The following is a 15,461-nucleotide window of genomic DNA, read 5'->3' on the forward strand; positions in this document are numbered from 1 at the left end:
AACTTCGGTTCGCGGCCCGGACCGTCTGCCGTACCACCGGTCCGGAGGCAGCGGTCAGGTCAACAGCCCGCGGGCGAAGTAGTCCTGGTCGTCGCGCACTCCTGGAAGGGCGAAGAAGTAGCCCCCGCCGCGCGGACTGATGTACGGCACGAGCGCCTCGGCTTCCAGCCGGGTCTGCATGGCGATGTAGGTGTCGAGTTCGCGCTGGAAGCAGCAGAACAGGTGCCCGAGGTCCGGTTGGCCGTCCAGGCTGGGACTTCGCTCGTAGTCGTAGCTGCGACGCAGGATGGTGCTGGTCGACGCGGTCTCCGGAGTCTGCGGGTTGGCGAGCCGGACATGGCAGTTCAGCGGGGTGATCAGTCCCTGCGGGTCGTTGGTGTAGACGGGATCGAACGTTTCCGGCGCGTCGTCCGAGACGGCGTACAGCGGAGCGCCGCTGATCTTCCGGCGGCCGAAGACCCGCTCCTGTTGGGCGACCGGCACCTTCTGCCAGGCGTCGAGTAAGAAGTGGACGATGCGCAGCACCTGGTACGTCCCGCCTGCCGCCCATGCCGGCTCGTCGGTGCTGGGCTGCACCCAGACCACCTTGTCCAGCTGGGCCGTGTCGGTGGTGTCGGGGTTGGCGATGCCGTCCTTGAATCCGAACCAGTCACGCGGAGTTCCGGTGGGGCGGGGCGGATTGCGCTGGCAGTGGAAGCTCCACCGCTGCTTCAGCATGCCCTTGGTGTGGGTCAGGATGTCGAGCATCGCGTGGACGGCGCTGTCGCGGTGACCGGCACACACCTGTAGCAACAGGTCGCCGTGGCACAGTTCGGGGTCCAGGTCGTCGTGCAGGAAGGGCTCCATCTGCTTGAGCCGGACGGGCTTGCGTTCCTGCAGTCCGTAGCGCGTGTCGAACAGGCTCGCACCGACGGCAACGGTGATGGTGAGGTCGTCCCGCACGACCCCGGGGCCCAGGATCCCGTTGTCCGCAGGCGGAGCGTCCGCGGACGCATCCGGATCCGTGCGCCCCGAGGTCAGCAATCGGGCCCGGGCCGTCAACGCGCGGAACAGCTCGGTGAGTTCCGCGCGGTTCGTGGCCTTCACGTCGAAGGAGGCGAACGCGCCGACGGTCTGGGGCGGGGTGGCGATCCCCGCCTGGTGGTAGCCGTGGAACGGAATCAGGCTCCCGGTCGTCCGGTCGCTGCCGTCCCCTTCCTGGGCGATGGCTTCCCGGTTGCCGCCCAGCAGGCTCCCGCCTGCCGCCCCGACCACGCCGGCGGCTGCGCCCTGAAGCATCGCCCGTCGCGCAAGGAGACCCGCGGGGCACCCTCCGTCATGCTGCCCGTCTGCCAGGGCAGCACCCCTCTCGTCACCCATGTTCTCTCCCGGATCGAGCACGGTGGAGTCCACCTGCGGCCTGGGCCGGTACCCTCGCCTGCCCGACACGGCGGTGATGACCGGTCGGGGGGCCTTCGTCAGTGTCCGGGCGGTGACTGGCCGCATCCTGGATGGTCGGAGAGCCGGGGACTCCTCGCGGACACGCCCGGACCGATGTCACTGACAGTGGCATACGACCACGGTCGATGCCCGCCTGCATCCCGGGCCCGCCATTCGGGTGCGGGGCCGGCGCCGCAGGCGACGCTCCGAAGCGTCGACCTCGGCACCGGGTCGACGACGGATCGGGCTGCCACCCCGACCGTCGTCGGAGAGCTTGCGCCGAAAGCGATCCGTGGCGGGAGGCACGGGTGCTCCACGCGAAGCCCTGCCCGGCGAAGGATCGCAGGGTGTGACCTGTTGGCGCGGCGGGGCGTGTTCCGGCCCCTCTTGCCGGGTTGTCTGGACCTGTGGTCCGGGGGCCAGGGGTGTCTGTCGGGCTGGCTCGGGTCTGCCGGGTTGGTGACTGTGTGTGGTGGTCGGGGTGGTGGTGGGGTGATGTCGGTTGCTCGTTCGGTAGCCGGGGGTGTTCTCGGCTTGTATTCGGGTTCGGATTTCCCGGAGGCCGGTTTTGCGAACTGGCTGGTGCTGGCGGTCTGAATTCGGGCCGGAACGGTCGGGTGAGGGGCGGGTGTTCGGTTTCGGCCGGGCTGCGCCCCCGCCCGGCGCCCGTCGTCGGCGTGATGGGACCGTCCGGGGGCCGTTCGGGCCGCCGGGTTCGTGTCGGGGGCCTGCTGCGCCCCGTCCCGGCCTGCTGCGCCGTGCCGTACCGTCCTGCACCCGATTCTGCCGGGCCGTCATCATCGCTGTCGCGGTCGGCCTGCGCGGCTGTGCGGGAGGCGGTCCGAGGCCGTCTGATGCAGGCTGGCTGCATGGGTCCTACGGGTGCGGACACGGGAAGGGCAGGGAACTCCGTGGCCGAAAGCGACGTGGCGCTGTCGGGGTGTGTCGCGCTGGTGACGGGTGCGTCCAGCGGTATCGGGGCTGCCACTGCCCTGGCGCTGGCCCGGGAGGGGGCGGCGGTGGCGCTGGTGGCCCGCAGCACCGAAAGGCTGGAGGAGCTGGCAGCCACGATCCGGGCCCATGGCGGTTCGTGCGCCGTCATCAGCGCCGATCTGCGTGACACCGCACGGGCCCGGGGCACCGTCGAGGAGGTCGCCGGGAGCCTGGGGCGGCTGGACGTGCTGGTGAACAACGCCGGTTACGTCGCGATGGGGGCTGTCGAGGAGGTTGGCGCCGAGGAGGTCGACCGGATGGTCGACCTCAACCTGACGGCTGTCCTGCACCTGTCGCAGGCGGCGTTGCCGCACCTGCTGCGCGCTGCGGCGGGCGGCCCGCGTAAGGTCGCCGACCTGGTCAACGTCAGCTCGGCTGCGGGCCGTGTGGTGCGCCGCGGCAACGGCGTGTACTCGGCGACGAAGCACGCGGTGTGCGCGTTCAGCGAGGTCCTGCGCCAGGAGGTGACCCGGCGCGGTGTCCGGGTGGGCGTGATCGAGCCAGGGCTGACCTCGACGCACATGGCGACCGGCCCCGGACTTGCCTCGGCCCGCGGCATGGCGCAGGAGTCCTGGCTGCGGGCGGAGGACATCGCCCGCTCTATCGTCTTCATGGTCACCCAGCCCCCGCACGCCGCGATCAACGAGATCATGGTGCGCCCGACGGCCCAGGAGCACTGAACCCCATCCCGCAGCAGCCGGCCGGACGGCGTCCGCTGCTGGGCTCGCCGGCCTCCTGCCCGCTGCCTGCCGCTGCGTCCGGCCGCCGTCCGGGGCGTGGCCTCGGCCCTGGCCCGCCCGTTCGGCCCCGTCCAGTGCTGTGACCGCACAGGTTTGCCGGGTTGGCCGCGCCGTGCGCCCACCCGTCTTGTTCGTCCTGGACCAGGGCACCAAGGGCGGCCGCCCCCGTTACAGCCCCGAAGCCCTCCAAGACCGCCTCAAGGCACTGCGCGACGCCATCCGCGAGCACGGATGGCTCGGCCCCACCTCGTGGTGCTTCGGCCGACGCGGCCGGTACACCCTCACCGACGCCCTCAACGGCCAACCCGACTGGAACCTCATCCACCAACGCCGCCAAGAACGCGAAGACCGTGAAGAAGCCGAGGAACAGGCCGGCGCCAAGGCCGAGCCGGACCGCCTGGAGTTGCCCGGCCTGCCACGCCGGCCGCTGCGCCCGAAAGGGCCGCCCGATCGTCCTCGCCCTGCCCTCCGCCCGCGACCTCCAGAAGGCCGCCGAACACGGCCCACCGGCAGGCGACCCGTGGAGGGCAGTCCGGCTCATCCACGCCAAGCGCCGGCCCAGGCAGGACCGGGGGACCGGAGAATTCCCCGAATTCTGGCCCAGCGTCAGCGCCTGACGGTTAATCTTCCGTGCATGCACATTGCCAGCGCTCCGGAAGATTTCGACCGAGAGATCCGAGCAACCAGCAGCGACGTCGTATACAAGAACCGCTGGATGACCGTCCGCGAGGACAAGACGATTCGCCAGGACGGCTCGACCGGGATTTTCGGCGTGGTGGAGAAGCCCGATTTCGCGCTGATCGTTCCTTATGCCGATGGTGGATTCCACCTCGTCCAGCAGTACCGATATCCGGTGGAGGGACGCTACTGGGAGTTTCCACAGGGCTCGTGGGAGGAGCGCCCCGACGCAGATCCGCTGGACCTCGCCCGGGGTGAACTCGCGGAGGAGACGGGGCTCACGGCCGCAGCGATGACGCGGCTCGGGTACCTGTACGAGGCCTACGGATACTGCAACCAAGGCGTCCACATCATTCTCGCCACCGACTTGACCAGGGGAGAGGCCAACCCGGAAGAGACGGAGGCCGGCATGATCAGCTGCTGGTTCAGCGAGGACGACGTGTGGCGATTGATCGAGGGCGGAGAGCTTCGCGACGCCCCGTCGGTTGCCGCACTCGGCCTGTTCCAGCGCTGCCGCGGCGAACTCGGCGTCTGACCGGTTGGGGGCCGGGCCGTGGCAGTCCGGCCTGTGAGTGTCATCGTCGTCATCGGGCTCGACGGAGCTCTCGGCGAGGTTGCCGAGTGCGCGGCCGAGGAGGTCGATGGCGTCGCGCTGGAGGCGGAGGCGGAGGCGGACGTGGGCGTACACCGTGGCAGTGACGCCGATGTGGGCGTGGCCCAGCAGCTCCTTGATGGTGACGAGTTCGATGCCCTGCTCCAGGAGCAGCGTCGCAGTCGAGTGCCTCAGGCCGTGGAAGCGGATCGCCCGCAGGCAGGAGCGGCGCAGCAGCGCGTTGAAGCGCCGTGTGAGGGTGGCGGGTTCGATGGGGGCGGCTGTCCGGGCGGGTGAAGACGAGGCCCGGTTTGTTCGGAACGAGCCGTAGTGGAATTGTATTTGACCGGCCAGGGGCCTGATGGCCATTGTTTGCCCCATGTCGAACATCAGTACAGGTGGTTCTCCGGCACTCGCTGCCGAGGAGGGCGGCGCGCAGGCCGCCGACGAGACCGCCGCGGACCGGTTGAAGGCCCGTTGGGCCGAGCCGGCCGCGCCCGTGCCGCCCTGGTGGAAGCGTGTACGGCGGGCGACGTGGATCAAAGCGGGCGCGGCAGCGGCGTGCGTGCTCCTGGTCGCGGGGGTGCTGGCGACGAGGCCCGGGCAGGACGACCTGAAGCGCTACCGACTGGATCCGCCGCAGACCATCGGTGAGCTGACCCGTGAACCGGACAGCGACGGGCGCTACGCGCGGCTGGACCAGGAGCTGTTCCCGAACCTTCCCACGAAAGTCCGTTACCGGGAACACTTCGTGACCGCCTACAGCCTGCCCGGCAGCGACGAGCCGGACTTCCTGGTGGTCGGCGCCACGGGCTCCTTCGCGAGCCCGGTCAGAGAGCTGGATCGCCTCCTGGGCGGCGCGGACCCCAAGTACGACCCGGTACCCGAGCACGAGTCCCCGCCGGCCGGGTACACGGTGTTCCCGCCAGGCCCGCTGGGCGGCTACCTCAAGTGTGTGGGCAACGAGAAGGGGCTGCTGCCGGCCTGCGCCTGGGCCGACCAGAGCGGGACCACCATCGGGAGCGTTGCGGACTACCGCAGCGGCGCCAGCACGGACGACCTGGCGTCTCTCGCCGAGCGCACCAGGGCCGTGCGCGAGGCGATGACGCACCAGCAGAAGTAGCGCGCGCGTGACGGCGGCTGGAAGCGGCACGCCGGGCGGTCCGCCTGGCCGCCGCTGCGCCGCCGGCCCAGGAGGGAATGCCGATGGCCGAGGACGCGCAGGAGCCCATGCCCTGGCCCGATGCCTCGCGGCGTTTCGCGGCGGACGGCTGGGCAAGGCACACAGCATGTTGACCGGCAAGAGGATCGAGAGAGAGGGCACGGGAACCCGGTGGCGACAAGCAAGCTGCGGCTCTTCGCGGACTACTTCCAGCTCCATGTGATGGACGAGGACGCCGAGGATGATCTGGGTGATGCCTGGACCGACGAAGCGGTGTCGGACGGCCTCGCGGTCTCGGAGCAGACGCTCGGCATCGGCACCCAGGCCAACATGTACGTCGATGTGACGGTCGAGCTTCTGGACCGCCGGCCGGGCGACGCCAGTGACGCCTTCGATCATGTGGTCGAGGCAAGTGTCGAGGTGCCCTCCGGTCGCCTTGCGATCCTGGGATGCACCGACTATCTACCGGATGCCGCGCGGTTCGAGGTCCCCAAGGGCTTCGTGCGCGTCCTCGCGTCGCGCGCGAACTTGGCCGATGTCCGTCAGCCAGGTGAAGAGGGCTCCGATGCGCCGGAAGTCGTCGAGCAGGTTCACCTCCAAGTCTGGCCCGCTCCCCACAGCTCACCGGTCGTGATCAAGCGATGGACGTCCGCTGGTGCTGTGACCGCATAGGTTCACCGGGTGGTGCGAATCGCACCTGGGTGCCTGGGTGTGCCTGGTGTGATCGCCGACATGATCGAAGAGGAGTTGGGGTCACCGTGCGCCGCCAGCCGGTCGGAGGCGGCCCGGACTCGGTGGCGCGCGGTCAACGCACCCCATCTGGTCGCCCTCGTCCGGGCGGGTGCACAGTTCCGCCGCGGACTTCTCGTTGAAAGGCAGGACCAGGTCGCATGACAGGCATCGAGGACAACGACTACTGCGTGATCTTCCTTCAGGGCGCGAGCCGACAGAACGTGACCGATCTCGTGGCAGCAGCCCTGGGTGGTTCCGGCCGGCGAGTGCACGGTCCAGCTCGGTGACCTGGAGCTCGACATCCGGTCCAACCCTGACGCCGGACTGGCCGACGGCTTCATCGGCTGGCCGCTCAAGATCGACGTGGAGGGGCAGACGGCCACCATTGTGAACGTCGTCTCCCAAGTCCTCACAGGCGCATGGGACGCCGGGTACAAGGCCGTTGCCGCCTGCGACTTCGGTGCGGAGGGCGAGCAGGCGCGTTCAGTCCACCACCCCTCTGACGGGGCCCCTCCAGGGCGTCTGGGCAGAACGTCCTCGGAGCACCGTCATACAGGGGAGCCGGAGGCAGGACCAAGCCACCCCAACGTTCTTCGAAGGCCACGACTCTGTCGACACCGGTGACCGGACCGTTCACCGGTGTCTTCGATTTCCGCCGCGCTGCTGTAGCCGGGAGTCTTGCCCTGCCGGTGGTACGGGCCCGTACCACCACCGGCCCCTGACCCGCCTCGGCCCCGCGCCGTGGCATGCCGGCCCGGCGCGGCTGTGGTCACCGTCGTCCGGAGAACAGGCGCGGTGCTTGGGCGGCTCGGCGGAGCGGGCCGCCCCGCAGGCCCCGGCCGAGTCGGTTGCCTCGGTCGCTTCGGTCGCTGCGCCCCGTGGCGTCCGAACCGTGCAACGGATCGAAGGTGACGACGCGCAACTGGCCCGCACCGCACGACGGTGCCCGCTCGCCGTGGGAGGGGGCGTTGCTTGAGCCGGATGGGCATACCGGGTATACATACCCGGTATGCCCACCCGTTGCAACCTGCGCACCCTGCTCGGCCGGGGCCCGCGCCCCGGCCACCGGCTGAGAACCGGGTTCGCGGCGCGCACCGGCGCCACCCGGCCGCTCAACGCCGGCCTGAAGGCCACCACGGCAAGTCCCGGTGTCGGTCTGGCGTTCGGCGTGACCGTATCCTTCGTCAACGCCCTCTCCTCCCCGTACGGGAAGCTCGGCGCGCCACTGGCGGGCACCGTCTGGGCCGGCGCAGCCAGAGTGTTCAGCCTGCTCCTGGGCGCCGGCTGGGCGTGGGCCGCACTGGCGGTCGCGACGGGCTGGCTGGCCGGGACGTGGGGCCGCGGTGCCCTCGCCGGCGCGCTGTCACTCATCGCCGCCACAGGGGCGTACTACGTGACGGACGCACCGCTCCGGGGCGAACCACTGGCCTTGTACAGGGGTGAGCTGGCCTTGTGGTGGGCGGCAAGCGTGCTGTTCGGCCTCGCGCTCGGCGCGGTGGGCGCGGCGATCAGGCAGCCCGGGACGGCCGGCCTGCTTGCCGCGCTGACCGTGCCGGTGGGGGCCGGAGCGCAGATGGTCCTGCTGCCGTCCCGGCCTCACCCCGCCCCGACACCGGCCACCCTTCTTGCCGAGATCATCGTCTGGACCGCCGCCGCGCTGGGAGCCGGCTGCGCCGTCCAGCGGTTCCGGGCCGCAAGGCGCGCCTCCGAAGCCGGACGACGCTCCCGGCTCACCCCGCAGGCCGGCTCCAGTACCGGCACGACGCACGACAACCAGCGCTCCCCGGAACCGATCAGTCCGGCTCGCACCACGCCCTGATCAGAAGAAGCGCGACGATGTGCCGGCCCCTCAGGGCGGCTGGTCCGGGGACATCGCCGGAACGGAGGTCGGGGCGGTAGCCGTTGGCCGTGCGGAGCCTGACAAGGCCGAGCCTGTGGCTGACCCCGGCCTTGGGCCCGCGTCGGGATCCGCGGCTGAGTCCAGCCCTGAACCCGCCGCCGAGATCGGTACCGCGCTCGCGGCCGACCTCAATCTCGCCCGCGGAACCCTTGACCTGTGCCGCGGGCCGTGGCGGCACACCCTCGACCTGGAGGAGCTCACCCATCGCCTTGCCGCCGACTGGCTGACCTACCGCCACCAGCGCCGGCCCACCAGCGTCAATCCCCACCTGCTGGTCAGCCAGAAGACCGCCCTCGACCTGGACCACCCGGCCGTGCACCGGATGACCATGCAGGGGGTCCTGTCCAACGGGCCGACCCTCGACAGGCTCCGCCAGGACTGCATCCTCGACGAAGCCTTCGCCACCGGGGACCCGCTCAGGCTCGTGAGGCTCTTCGGTATCACCGAAGCGACCGCCATGCGCTACGTCACCGTCGCCTGTCCGGAGCGCACCACCAAGCTGCCGCGGTAGCGCGGGCATCGTGATCCGATTGGCGCCTGGACTCCGGTTTCACGCCCGACCTGCTGCCGGCGTCTTCACCATGTCGGTGGTCAAGTCCGCCCGCCGATCATCCGATAGGGCGAGGAGCGCATTATGCCGGTGGACGAAGGCTTGACCGGGCAGAGGGTCCGGGCCGGGGCGGGCGAACGTGTCCGCACGGGCCGGCGCAATCGGGTGCGGCCGGACGGCGAACTCGTGGCCGACCCGGGACGGGGGCTGTTCTGGGGGGAACCGGGGCTCGCTGCTCGGCGCCGCCGGCCAGCCGACCCGCAAGCCGTCGACGCAGGCCTGGGTCTGCTGTGTGCTGGAATTCAAGGGCTGGTGGCGGGTTCAGTGGCAGCCGGGCCGGCTGACGGAGCTGTACTTCCTCGACGAGGCCACGGCCCTCGCCGCCGGCCACCGACCGTGCGGGCTGTGTCGCGTCCCGGACTACCGGCGGTTCCAGCGCAGCTGGGGCGACGCCCTGGGAGGCGGCCTTCCCGGCGCGCCGGAGATGGACCGCAGGCTGCAGGCGGACAGGCGAACGCCCGAGGGGCGCCGGCGCACCTTCCGCGCGGAGGCCGGTGACCTGCCGGACGGTGCGTTCATCCGCCTGGACGGCGAGAGCGGGCTGATGCGGCAGGGACGCTGGCGGTCCTGGTCGATGGCCGGGTACGGGGCGGCGCGAGCGGTCGCCCCGGACCTTCGGGTGGAGGTGCTCACCCCCGCGGTGACGGTGCAGGTGCTGGCCGCCGGGTACGCACCCGTCCTGCACCCGTCCGCCGGATGAGCGGGAGCGGCTGCGGCCGAGGGCCGCGCCGGGCAGGCGCCCACCGGATCGGCCGCCGCCGTATTCCGGCGGGAGGCATGGGCCGTGCCCGGGCCGCACCGTCCCGGGGCTCTCCGTCCTCGGCAGTGGCCGCCCGGGACGCGCTGGTGGCAACGCGTCGCCGGCAGGCCGGGGCCCGTGGCCCAGGCGGGTGAAATTCGGATCTCACATTCACGGCACCCGCACCGTCTTCCAGGTGAGACAGCCGCTGGAGAAGGCGGCCGGGCACCGTGAAGACCCGAAGACCGAGCGGAGGCCGCCGGACTTGGAGGAGAGCAGTGCCGGCTGCGACCGGCCGGCTGTTTCGGGAATTCGAACACATCGGTTCGGATTCAAGGTCTACGGCAGGGCGAGGATGAAGGAACCATTCGAGAAGGCGGTCGAGCAGCACGCCGCGACCGTGCTGCGGGTGTGCCGGGCGCTGCTGGGGACACACGACGCCGACGACGCCTGGTCGGAGACGTTCCTGGCGGCAATGCGGGCCTGGCCGGGGCTGCCGGAGACGGCGAACGTGGAGGCGTGGCTGGTGACGATCGCCCGGCACAAGGCGATCGACGTGCTGCGCGCCGCCGGACGCCTGCCGCTGCCGGCCGAGGAATTGCCGGAGGCGCCCAGCTCGTTGGGCGTTCCGGGCGCCGACGACGGGGAGCTGTGGGAGATGGTGGGGCGCCTTCCGGGCAAGCAGCGGCAGGCGGTCACGTTCCGCTATCTGGCCGGGATGTCGTACGACGAGATCGCGGCGGTCCTGGGCGGGAACACCGCGGCGGCACGCCGGGCGGCGGCGGACGGTCTGAAGAATCTACGAAAACACTATCCGGGCGCGACCTCGAGAGGAGCATCTACATGAGCGGCACCCGATCCCGCGATGACGCCCTGAGCATGCTGTCGGCTCCCGTCGACGCCGGGACCCTGGCCCGGCTGCACCGCCGGCTGGAGGCCGAGGCCCAGGCCGCTGCCCTGGTCGACATCGCCTACACGGTCGTCGACTCCCCGGTCGGACCGCTGCTGCTGGCCGCCACCGACCGGGGCCTGATCCGTGTCGCCTACGCGGTCGAGGACCACGACCAGGTCCTGCAGACCCTGGCCGACAAGGTCAGCCCGCGCATCCTGCGCGCCCCCGGCCGACTGGACACCGCCGCCCGGGAGATCGACGAGTACTTCGACCACCGCCGCCAGGCGTTCGACCTGCCGCTGGACCTGTCCCTGTCGAAGGGCTTCCGGCAGCTGGTCCAGCAACACCTGCCGGAGATCGGCTACGGCCAGACCCGCAGCTACCGCCAGGTCGCCGAACTGGTCGGCAGCCCCAAGGCCGTCCGGGCGGTCGGCACGGCCTGCGCCACCAACCCACTGCCGGTGGTCGTCCCCTGCCACCGGGTGCTGCGCTCCGACGGCACCCTCGGCGGCTACATCGGCGGCCTGGAGGCCAAGACCGCCCTGCTGGAACTGGAGGCCGCAGCATGACCGCCACCACCGTCACCAAGACCAGGACGACGAAGAAGACAGCTCCCGGCGCGGATGTCCCCGCCGGAGCCGGGCCGTGGGCCGGCCGGGCCGAAGCCGCCGACTGGGACGCGGTGGCCGTCGAACTCGACGCGTTCGGAGGCGCGCTGCTGCCCCAGCTGCTCACCCCGGACGAGGCCGCCCGGCTCCGGGACCTGTACGAGCGGCCCGAGCTGTTCCGCTCCGCCGTCGACATGGCCCGCCACCGGTTCGGGTCCGGCGAGTACAAGTACTTCCATGCCCCCTACCCCGAGCCGGTCGAGCAGCTCAAGCGGGCCCTGTACCCGCGGCTGCTGCCCATCGCCCGCACCTGGTGGGAACGGCTCGGTCGCACCGCTCCGTGGCCGGACACCCTGGACGAGTGGCTGCAGATGTGCCATGCGGCCGGACAGTCCAAGTCCACTGCGATCCTGCTGCGTTACGGCACCGGGGACTGGAACGCGCTGCACCGCGACCTGTACGGCGACCTGGTGTTCCCGCTGCAGGTCGTGATCAACCTGGACCGGCCCGGCACCGACCACACCGGCGGGGAGTTCCTGCTGGTCGAGCAGCGCCCCCGCGCCCAGTCCCGCGGCACCGCCACCTTGCTCCCGCAGGGCCACGGCTACGTGTTCACCACCCGCGACCGGCCCGTGCGTTCCGCGCGCGGCTGGTCCGCCGCGCCGGTCCGGCACGGCGTCTCGGCGGTCCGCTCCGGGCACCGGTACACCCTGGCCCTGGTCTTCCACGACGCCGCCTAGCGTCCCCGGCGGCCGCCGCCGGCCTGTCCGCGTCCACAGGCCCGCACGGTCGCCCCTGCCGTCCGGCCGGCAGGGGCGGTCCAGGCGGCCGGGGCCGCGGCGGCCGGATACCGGCCGGACCCCTGCCGGCCGTGGAAGAGCGTTGACGAGGAAGGCATCCCATGGACCCCCTGACCAGCCCCCTGCTGGCCGATCCCCCACCGCCGGGCCCCGATCTGGCGGTCACCGACATCGAAGTCACCGTGCTGGTCGGGCTGGCCCAGGCGCGCGGCGCCCGGAGCATCGCCGTCGGCTCCGGCCGGACCCCGGCCGCGCTGGCCGCCGCCGACGCGATCACCCGGGCCTGGCAGGCCGCCGGCGGCGTCGTGGCCGTCACGACCACCTGGCCGGAGACCGCGGCCTCCTGGCTGTGCCAGGCCCGCCAGTTCGCCGACGCGCCGGCCGACGTGTGGGTGATGACCGGCCCGGAGATCGGCTGGGCCCAGGTGGCCCGGCGGTTGCTGTGGTCCACATCCTGGCGGCCCGACCGCACCCTGGCCACCGCCGCCATCGGCCGCCCCGCCACGCTGGCCCTGGTCGGCGCCCGGCAGCTGTCCGGCCTGGCCGGAGCCGGCGCGAACGGCGCCACCTGGACCGTCACCGACGACGGCGGCTTCACGGTCACCGACCCCGGAGCACCACGATGACGGCGCTGTTCGACCTGCCGGAGGCGCCGTGCGATCCGGCCAGCCCCGCCCCCGGGGCGCACCTGCTGACCGGCTGACTCACCCTGGCCCGGCAGGCGTGGTTCGTCGGCCAGTTCCGCACCGGGGCTGCCGGGCCGGTCCCGATCCGCGCGCCCAGCGTGCGCGGGCACCGGATGAGCGTGCAGAGCGTGCGCCTGGGCTGGCACTGGCAGCCCTACCGGTACAGCCGGCACGCCGACGACGCCAACGGAGCCGCCGTCCTGCCGCTGCCGCCCTGGCCGGTTCGCCTGGGCCGCCGGGCCCCGCACGACACCGGCCACCCGGCGCAGCACGTCGCCCGGTACACCCCCGACGCGGCGCTGGTGAACCTCTACGACACCGGCGCCCATCTGGGCATGCACCAGGACCACGACGAGGTCAGTCGAGCGCCGGTGGCGTCGCTGTCGATCGGCGACGCCTGCACCACCCGCTTCGGCAACACCGCCACCCGCACCAAGCCCTGCACCGACCTGCTCCTGCGCTCCGGCGACCTGTTCGTGTTCGGCGGCCAGTCCCGGCTGGCCTACCACGGCGTGCCCCGCATCCACCCAGACACCGCCCCGGCCGGCTGCGGCCTGGCCGCCGGCCGCGTCAGCATCATCCTGCGCAACACCGGCCTGCCCGGCACCCCGGACAAACCCGCACCCCGATGAACACGACCGCCCCGGGCCCCCACCTCCGGGCAGGAGCCCCCGCACGCCCCCGTGATCGCATCTCACGTTTCAGGGCGCCCGCGCGTCTTCACTACAGACAGACAGACAGACAGCAGGCGCAGACAGGAGATCGACATGGACGTCCGACACGCCTACGTGGACAGCCCGGTGGGACCGCTCCTGGTCGTCGCCGGCGGCGACGCCCTGATCGGGCTGTACTTCCCGGGCTACCGGTACACGCCCCGGCCCTCGGCGTGGGGCCGGCGCGCCGACATCCCGGCCGACCCGGTCCTGGCCCAGGCCCGCAGCGAACTCGACGAGTACTTCGCCGGAAAGCGGCAGGTGTTCGACGTCGCGGCGGTGACGAACGGCGACGAGTTCCAGGAACAGGTCTGGGCGCAGCTGCGCAAGATCCCGTACGGCGCCCGGATCACCTACGGCGACATCGCGGTCGAACTGGGCAGCAAGGGTTTCGCGCAGTCCGTGGGCCAGGCCGTGGGGCGCAACCCGGTGAGCATCGTCATCCCCTGCCACCGGGTGGTGGGCGCGGGCGGCAAGCTCACCGGATTCGGCGGCGGGCTGGAGCGCAAGCAACTCCTGCTGGACCTGGAGGAGCCGGCCGAAACCCGGGCCGGACGGCTGTTCTAGCCGCGCCCCCACGACTCACCCGCCCCCTTGAAGAACAGCGAGGAACCTTCCCCGATGGCCAGCGACACCGTCCCCGTCCCCAAGCATCCCGCCGACCCCGGGGTGGTGGTCGGCGAGGACGGGCTCGCCCGCCCCGCCTGGGCCGCCACCGATTCGATGCTCCGCCAGTACTACGACACCGAGTGGGGCATGCCCGTGCGCGACGAGCGCGGCCTGTACGAACGCATCAGCCTGGAAGCCTTCCAGGCCGGCCTGTCGTGGGCGACGATCCTGCGCAAGCGCCCGGCGTTTCGCGCCGCGTTCGACGACTTCGACCCCGACCGGGTCGCCCGCTACGGCGACGCCGACGTCGAACGCCTCATGGCCGACGCCGACATCGTCCGCAACCGCGCGAAGATCCTGGCGGCCGTGGCCAACGCCCGGGCGACCGTCCGGCTGCGCGAAAGCGGCGGCCTGGCCGACTTCGTGTGGCGGTTCAAGCCGCTCGACACCCCCAGGCCGCGCACGTTCGCCGAGATCCCCACCACCTCCCCCGAATCGCGAGCCCTGTCCAAAGCACTGCGCGCGCAAGGGTTCGCGTTCGTCGGCCCGACCACCATGCACGCGCTCATGGAAGCCATCGGCATCATCGACACCCACCTGCTGGACTCCCACCGCCGCGGTTCCTCCGGAATCTGGCCGGCATGACCCCCACCACCCAGTGAATTGGCCCGGCCGGGCCGTTCGGCCACCACACCGCCCTGGCCGCCCTCACCGCCCACCGCATCGAAGGACTGCACGCGATCGACCCCGAACACGGCAACGCTGGACCGACGTCGACAACCACCCCGTCGCCGTCACGCTGCACCTCCACGCCACAGGCGTCACCGTGAGGACCCGCGGCGGCTCCCGCACCCTGGACCAGAAGGTGCGCGAGCGGGTACGCGGATGGTTCGACCTCGACGCCGACATCGCCGTGATCGACGCCGCGTTCGCCGCAGACCCCGTCCTGGGCCCGCTGGTGACGGAACGCCCGGGGGTGCGGATCACCCGGTTCCACAGCGCGTACGAAGCCGCGCTGCTCACCGTCATCGGGCAGCAGGTGTCCCTGGCCGCCGCCCGGCTGTTCGGTTCACGGCTGATCGCCGCCTACGGCGCCGACGCCCCCGATTCTGCGTTCGGCGGTGGCCTGTGCCTGCTCCCGGCCCCCCAGATGATCGCCCGCCAGAACGCCGAGGAATTGCGTGCCCGCACCGGCCTGACCCGCGCCCGCGCCCGCACCGTCCTGGCCGTCGCCGAACTGTTCGCCGACCTCGGCGGCACCGAGAACCTGCCCGGCCGCGCCACCCTCGCCGCCGCCTACGGGGCGGGGCCGTGGACGGTGGACTACCTGGCCGTGCGCGCCGGCACCGACCCCGACGCCTTCCCCGCCGGCGACGCCGTCCTGCGCCGCGCCCTATCCGCCCGCGGCTCCGCCACCCCCGGCGCAGCGGCCGAGAACTGGCGGCCCTGGCGCAGCTACGCCGCGTCCCGGCGCTGGGCCGCGGCCTAGAAAAAAGCTCTCCGAGACTTCCCGCCCCGGCATCTCACGTTCACAGGCCGGGGCGCGTCTACCAGCTGTGAGACCGAGACCCGGTCCGGAAGGAGAACC

16 protein-coding genes and 1 pseudogene are annotated in these 15,461 nt (G+C 71.9%); 15 read left to right on the forward strand and 2 right to left on the reverse strand.

The window, feature by feature from the left end:
- Positions 1–54: 54 nt before the first annotated feature.
- Entirely contained in the window at positions 55–1,278 is a 1,224-nt protein-coding gene (locus AB0O11_RS29075; RefSeq protein ID WP_363392743.1) for a Dyp-type peroxidase, read from the reverse strand.
- Positions 1,279–2,330: 1,052 nt separating this feature from the next.
- Between AB0O11_RS29075 and AB0O11_RS29080 the strand changes: the two genes are divergently transcribed.
- Both AB0O11_RS29080 and AB0O11_RS29085 read left to right on the forward strand, forming a co-directional pair.
- Positions 2,331–3,092 (forward strand): SDR family NAD(P)-dependent oxidoreductase, encoded by a 762-nt coding sequence (locus tag AB0O11_RS29080; protein WP_363392746.1) that lies wholly within the window; start codon positions 2,331–2,333, stop codon positions 3,090–3,092.
- Between the two features lie 139 nt (positions 3,093–3,231).
- Positions 3,232–4,365, forward strand: coding sequence for an NUDIX hydrolase (locus AB0O11_RS29085; protein ID WP_363392749.1), 1,134 nt, complete (start codon positions 3,232–3,234; stop codon positions 4,363–4,365).
- Positions 4,366–4,467: 102 nt separating this feature from the next.
- On the opposite strand, the pseudogene AB0O11_RS29090 reads toward AB0O11_RS29085, so the two are convergent.
- Positions 4,468–4,698: pseudogene (locus AB0O11_RS29090) on the reverse strand (tyrosine-type recombinase/integrase); the annotation flags it as partial.
- 103 nt (positions 4,699–4,801) lie between these two features.
- Between AB0O11_RS29090 and AB0O11_RS29095 the strand changes: the two are divergent.
- The 13 genes from AB0O11_RS29095 (at position 4,802) to AB0O11_RS29155 (ending at position 15,362) form a co-directional block, all read left to right on the forward strand.
- Positions 4,802–5,545 carry a hypothetical protein gene (locus tag AB0O11_RS29095; RefSeq protein ID WP_363392752.1) on the forward strand — a complete coding sequence of 248 codons (744 nt, stop codon included), beginning with the start codon at positions 4,802–4,804 and terminating at the stop codon, positions 5,543–5,545.
- A 210-nt stretch (positions 5,546–5,755) separates the two neighbouring features.
- Positions 5,756–6,256, forward strand: a complete 501-nt coding sequence (locus AB0O11_RS29100) for a hypothetical protein (RefSeq protein ID WP_363392755.1) — start codon at positions 5,756–5,758, stop codon at positions 6,254–6,256.
- Between the two features lie 1,069 nt (positions 6,257–7,325).
- Complete coding sequence (locus AB0O11_RS29105) at positions 7,326–8,135, forward strand: hypothetical protein (RefSeq protein WP_363392758.1); 810 nt, start codon at positions 7,326–7,328, stop codon at positions 8,133–8,135.
- A gap of 115 nt (positions 8,136–8,250) precedes the next feature.
- Positions 8,251–8,727, forward strand: a complete 477-nt coding sequence (locus tag AB0O11_RS29110; protein WP_363392760.1) for a hypothetical protein — start codon at positions 8,251–8,253, stop codon at positions 8,725–8,727.
- Between the two features lie 331 nt (positions 8,728–9,058).
- Complete coding sequence (locus AB0O11_RS29115) at positions 9,059–9,526, forward strand: hypothetical protein (protein WP_363392762.1); 468 nt, start codon at positions 9,059–9,061, stop codon at positions 9,524–9,526.
- 235 nt (positions 9,527–9,761) lie between these two features.
- The gene (locus AB0O11_RS29120; protein WP_363392764.1) at positions 9,762–10,412 is read left to right on the forward strand and encodes a sigma-70 family RNA polymerase sigma factor; all 651 of its coding nucleotides are present in this window, start codon (positions 9,762–9,764) and stop codon (positions 10,410–10,412) included.
- The gene (locus tag AB0O11_RS29125) at positions 10,409–11,026 is read left to right on the forward strand and encodes a methylated-DNA--[protein]-cysteine S-methyltransferase (RefSeq protein ID WP_363392767.1); all 618 of its coding nucleotides are present in this window, start codon (positions 10,409–10,411) and stop codon (positions 11,024–11,026) included. Before AB0O11_RS29120 ends, AB0O11_RS29125 begins: the two co-directional genes overlap by 4 nt.
- Positions 11,023–11,805: a 2OG-Fe(II) oxygenase gene (locus tag AB0O11_RS29130; protein ID WP_363392769.1), complete on the forward strand. Its 783-nt coding sequence runs from the start codon at positions 11,023–11,025 to the stop codon at positions 11,803–11,805. Before AB0O11_RS29125 ends, AB0O11_RS29130 begins: the two co-directional genes overlap by 4 nt.
- Before the next feature lie 161 nt (positions 11,806–11,966).
- Positions 11,967–12,491: a hypothetical protein gene (locus AB0O11_RS29135; protein WP_363392772.1), complete on the forward strand. Its 525-nt coding sequence runs from the start codon at positions 11,967–11,969 to the stop codon at positions 12,489–12,491.
- A 143-nt stretch (positions 12,492–12,634) separates the two neighbouring features.
- Positions 12,635–13,183: an alpha-ketoglutarate-dependent dioxygenase AlkB gene (locus AB0O11_RS29140; RefSeq protein ID WP_363392832.1), complete on the forward strand. Its 549-nt coding sequence runs from the start codon at positions 12,635–12,637 to the stop codon at positions 13,181–13,183.
- Positions 13,184–13,318: 135 nt separating this feature from the next.
- Complete coding sequence (locus tag AB0O11_RS29145) at positions 13,319–13,831, forward strand: methylated-DNA--[protein]-cysteine S-methyltransferase (protein ID WP_363392775.1); 513 nt, start codon at positions 13,319–13,321, stop codon at positions 13,829–13,831.
- A gap of 54 nt (positions 13,832–13,885) precedes the next feature.
- Positions 13,886–14,518, forward strand: coding sequence for a DNA-3-methyladenine glycosylase I (locus AB0O11_RS29150; protein WP_363392778.1), 633 nt, complete (start codon positions 13,886–13,888; stop codon positions 14,516–14,518).
- A gap of 13 nt (positions 14,519–14,531) precedes the next feature.
- Positions 14,532–15,362 (forward strand): AlkA N-terminal domain-containing protein, encoded by an 831-nt coding sequence (locus AB0O11_RS29155; RefSeq protein WP_363392781.1) that lies wholly within the window; start codon positions 14,532–14,534, stop codon positions 15,360–15,362.
- The last annotated feature ends 99 nt before the right edge of the window (positions 15,363–15,461 follow it).

It is taken from the genome of Kitasatospora sp. NPDC093102 (assembly GCF_040683915.1).
Lineage (GTDB): Bacteria > Actinomycetota > Actinomycetes > Streptomycetales > Streptomycetaceae > Kitasatospora.